The organism is Nonomuraea sp. NPDC003201, from assembly GCF_053590415.1.
In genome coordinates this window covers 1-3,155 of sequence record NZ_JBSFTC010000614.1, presented here as the reverse complement: position 1 = coordinate 3,155, position 3,155 = coordinate 1, and the positions used below count along the sequence as shown (strand labels likewise).

Here is a 3,155-nt window from a genome sequence, read left to right as displayed (position 1 = left end):
GGCGAGGCGTCCGCAACCGGCGGCGCCCAAGCGGCGGCGGGTGAGGCTCACGCACCGGATGCTCGCGAGGCGGGTGGGGCTCACGCGGTGGACAGGGCTCACGCGGTGGACAGGGCTCGCGCGGACGGTGGGGCTTGCACGGCCGGTGAGGGTCGTGCGGTGGGTGGGGTGCGGGTGGTGATGGTGGTGTCGCTTGCCGGGGTGCTCGATCTTGTGGAAGGCGACCGGCGGTGGGTAGGGACCGGCGCCGTCGGCGCCGCCCTGGGCGGGCGCGCCCCCGAAGGCCAGGTGGCGACGCCGCCGTACGCGGACGCCTCGCCGTTGCTCCGGCTCCCGCTCGGAGTACGCCAGCTCGTCGTCCAGGGCGCCGCCGACGACCTCGACCTGGTCGACTTCAGCCGCCGCTACGCCCGCGCGGCCGAGGAGGCCGGCGACGAGGTGACCTATCTCGAAATGCCCGGCGACCACTTCGACGTCATCAACCCCGCCACCCCGATCTGGCAGGCCACCGCCCGAGCGCTGGCGGAGGCCCCGCCCCAAGGGGATAAAACGGACGACAACTAACATAACCGGGTGATCGTCGGAGAAACGCTCGGCCTGCTCGGAGCCGGGGTGGCGGCCGGAGTGGTGAGCACGGTCGTCAGCCTCGCCTCGATCGTCTCCTACCCGGCGCTCCTGGCGTTCGGCCTGCCCCCGCTCACCGCGAACGTCACCAACACCGTCGCCCTCGTCTTCACCGGCATCGGCGCCGCCGCCGGATCGCGGCCGGAACTGGCCGGGGAGGGCGCCCGGGTGCTCAAACTCGGCCCCGTGGCCGCGGTCGGCGGCGCGACCGGCGCGTTGCTGCTGCTGGTCACCCCGGCCAGGACGTTCGAGCTGATCGCGCCATGGCTGATCGCGATGGCCTCGCTGCTGCTGGTCAGGCCGCCGTCGGGGCGGGCGCACGGCGAGCACGGCGTGCTGGGGCGGGTGGCGCTGTTCGCCGTGACGATCTACACGGGGTACTTCGGCGCGGCCGGAGGGCTGATGGTGTTCGCCGTGCTGGCCCTCATGTTCGACCACCCGGCGGCCAAGCTGAACGCCATGAAGAACGTGATGTCCGGGCTGGCGAACGCGGTGGCCGCGCTCGGGTTCGCGCTGTTCGGGCCGGTGAACTGGGCCGCCGCGGCGCCGCTGGCGGCCGGGTTTCTGCTCGGGGGGTGGATCGGGCCCAGGATCGCGCGCCGGCTGCCGGGCAACAGCCTGCGCTACCTGGCGGCCGCCTGCGGGCTGGCGGTGGCGGTCAAGCTCGGCTGGGACTCGTACGCGCGCTGACCCCCTCGGGCGCCCCAGTGGAGAGCCCGGTGGTGAGCGCGGCGAAGCGGGTGGTGACCCGGTGCCAGACCGGCGTGGAGACCGGCTCGTCCGCCACCGCCCGCGCGTAGACCTCCTCGGGGTCGAACCCGTCCGGCGACCACTCGCGGATGCGCGTCGGCAGCACCTCGGGATGGAACTGCACGCCCCAGGCCCGCTCGCCCACCCGGAACGCCTGGTACGGGCAGGCTCCCGTCTCCGCCAGCCAGACGGCCCCGCCGGGCAGCCGGGTGACCGCGTCCTTGTGGTGCTCGATCGCGGGCACCACCTCCGGCAGCCCGTGGAACAGCGGATCGTCCGCGGCCTCGGGCCGGATCGTGAGGGGGAGGCTGCCGTTCTCCGGCGCACCGGTGTCGGCGGTCACCTCGCCGCCCGCGACCTCCGCGAGCAGCTGCCCGCCCAGGCAGATGCCGAAGAAGGGCACGCCCTCCTCCAGCGCCTGCCCCGCCAGCCGCCGGGCGTCGGCCAGCCACGGCGCCCGGTCGTCCTCGCCGGGCAGGTAGCCGCCGCCGAGCATGATCATGGCCGCGTGGTCGAGGCGGCCGGGCAGGGGAGCGCCCTCGTGGGCGAGCACGACGTCGAGCTTCAGCCCGGCCTCCTCCAGCCAGCCGCCCAGCCGGCTGGGGCCGCCGCTCCTGCTGTTCTGGACGATCAGGATCTGCTCGTTCACGGGAGGTTCGCCGCCCTGGCCGTGTGGCGCAGCAGCAGCGCGGTCGTCACCGGGCCGACCCCGCCAGGGACCGGCGTGAGCGCGCCCGCGACCTCCGACACCGCGTCGAAGTCCACGTCGCCGACCAGCCCGCCGTCGTCCGTGGGGTTGGTGCCGACGTCGATCACCACCGCGCCCGGCGCCACGTGCCCGGCGCCGATCAGCCCGGCGCGGCCCACCGCCGCGACCAGCACCTCGGCGGTGGCGGTGACGGAGGCCAGGTCCCGGGTGCGCGAGTGGCAGACGGTCACCGTGGCGTTCCGGTCGAGCAGCAGGTGGGCCAGCGGCTTGCCCACCACGGTCGAACGCCCGACGACCACCGCCCGCCGGCCCTCCAGCTCCACCTCGTAGTGGTCGAGCAGCGCCATCACGGCCGCCGCCGTGGCGGGCGGGAACGCGGGCAGCCCGGCGGCGAGCCGGCCCAGCGAGAGCGGGTTGGCGCCGTCGACGTCTTTGCGCGGGTCGATGGCCGCGGCCAGCCGCTGCGCGGAGGCGCCCGCGGGCAGCGGGGTCTGCAGCATGAGGCCGTGGACGTTGGCGTCGGCGCTGAGCTTGGTCAGCGTCTCGCCGATCCGCTCGGGCGCGGCCTCGGGCCCGAGATCGACGATGTCGCAGGCGATGCCCACGCCGGCCGCCGCCTTGGCGATCGACCTGACATACCACAGGCTCGCCTCGTCGTCCGTCGCCACCACCACGGCCAGCCGCGGCTGCGGACCCGCCGCGGCCTCGGTCTCCGCCTGGGCCCTGATGGCGGCGGCCAGCTCTTTCCCGGTCAGGGTTCTCACGGGTTGATCTCCTCGCGTACTTCGGCGGTCACCCAGTCTGCCCTGGCCACGGCCGCGTCCACACCGTGGACACGGGCGTTCAGCTCCTCGCGTATCCGCTCGTCCTTGATACCCGACAGGTTGACCTCGACGTTGATCCGGGCGGTGGTGAGCGCGGCGCGCGCGGCCTCCGCGGCGGCGGCGACGTCGGTGACGACGTTGCGGTTGCAGATCGGCAGCAGCACCTCGCACAGCTCGATCACCCGCGTGGCGGTCTCGACCACCCTGGCGGGCGGCCCGGCGGCGCCGGCCAGCGCCCGGGCGATGGC

At 74.8% G+C, this 3,155-nt stretch carries 5 protein-coding genes; 2 read left to right on the top strand and 3 right to left on the bottom strand.

The window, feature by feature from the left end:
- Positions 1-159 precede the first annotated feature (159 nt).
- Both ACWDX9_RS61680 and ACWDX9_RS61675 read left to right on the top strand, forming a co-directional pair.
- Complete coding sequence (locus ACWDX9_RS61680; protein ID WP_449973176.1) at positions 160-564, top strand: hypothetical protein; 405 nt, start codon at positions 160-162, stop codon at positions 562-564.
- Between the two features lie 9 nt (positions 565-573).
- The gene (locus tag ACWDX9_RS61675; protein WP_355198315.1) at positions 574-1,314 is read left to right on the top strand and encodes a sulfite exporter TauE/SafE family protein; all 741 of its coding nucleotides are present in this window, start codon (positions 574-576) and stop codon (positions 1,312-1,314) included.
- On the opposite strand, the gene ACWDX9_RS61670 is transcribed toward ACWDX9_RS61675, so the two are convergent.
- The 3 genes from ACWDX9_RS61670 to ACWDX9_RS61660 all read right to left on the bottom strand — a co-directional run.
- Positions 1,283-2,023: a type 1 glutamine amidotransferase gene (locus ACWDX9_RS61670; protein WP_449973175.1), complete on the bottom strand. Its 741-nt coding sequence runs from the start codon at positions 2,021-2,023 to the stop codon at positions 1,283-1,285. The two genes, ACWDX9_RS61675 and ACWDX9_RS61670, sit on opposite strands and share 32 nt — an antisense overlap.
- Positions 2,020-2,847 carry a bifunctional 5,10-methylenetetrahydrofolate dehydrogenase/5,10-methenyltetrahydrofolate cyclohydrolase gene (locus tag ACWDX9_RS61665; RefSeq protein ID WP_449973174.1) on the bottom strand — a complete coding sequence of 276 codons (828 nt, stop codon included), beginning with the start codon at positions 2,845-2,847 and terminating at the stop codon, positions 2,020-2,022. The genes ACWDX9_RS61670 and ACWDX9_RS61665 overlap by 4 nt, the downstream gene beginning before the upstream one ends.
- On the bottom strand, positions 2,844-3,155 hold a 312-nt coding region (locus ACWDX9_RS61660), incomplete at its 5' end, for a cyclodeaminase/cyclohydrolase family protein (protein ID WP_449973173.1). The genes ACWDX9_RS61660 and ACWDX9_RS61665, both read right to left, overlap by 4 nt.